At 69.1% G+C, this 424-nt stretch carries 1 protein-coding gene; it reads right to left on the minus strand.

Annotation, left to right across the window (positions count from 1 at the left end):
* Positions 1–424, minus strand: a 424-nt coding sequence (locus GFC01_RS18360; protein ID WP_152948522.1) for an SLC13 family permease, incomplete at both ends; no start/stop codon positions are given.

The raw sequence follows: 424 nt of genomic DNA on the forward strand, positions 1-424 counted from the left end.
GTGTTGGACTGGTGGCCGATGGGCGTGAGGAAGGCACAGGAGGCGCTGACCGCCACCACCATCAGGAAAGGGTCCGGCGAGACATCGAAGCCACTGGCGAGACTGGCCGCAATGGGCGCCATGAGCAGGGCTGCGGCGGCGTTGTTGATCACGTTGGAGAGCACCATGGAGATCACGAAGAGCGTCACCAGGGTGACCACCACCGGCCAGTCGCTGCCCAGGGCCAGCAGTCCCTCGGCGATCAGTTCCGCGCCACCGCTGGTCTCCAGCGCCTCGCCCACCGGTATCATGGCGCCGAGCAGGACGAGAACGGGGCCATCGAGGGCCTGGTAGCCGTCGCGCAGCGGCAGCACCCCCACCAGCAGCGAGACCAGGGCCGCCGTGGAGAGCGCCACCGCGGCCGGCAGCAGGTCCAGCACCATGG

Origin of the sequence: Desulfofundulus thermobenzoicus (assembly GCF_009428905.1) — a bacterium.
Lineage (GTDB): Bacteria > Bacillota > Desulfotomaculia > Desulfotomaculales > Desulfovirgulaceae > Desulfofundulus_A > Desulfofundulus_A thermobenzoicus.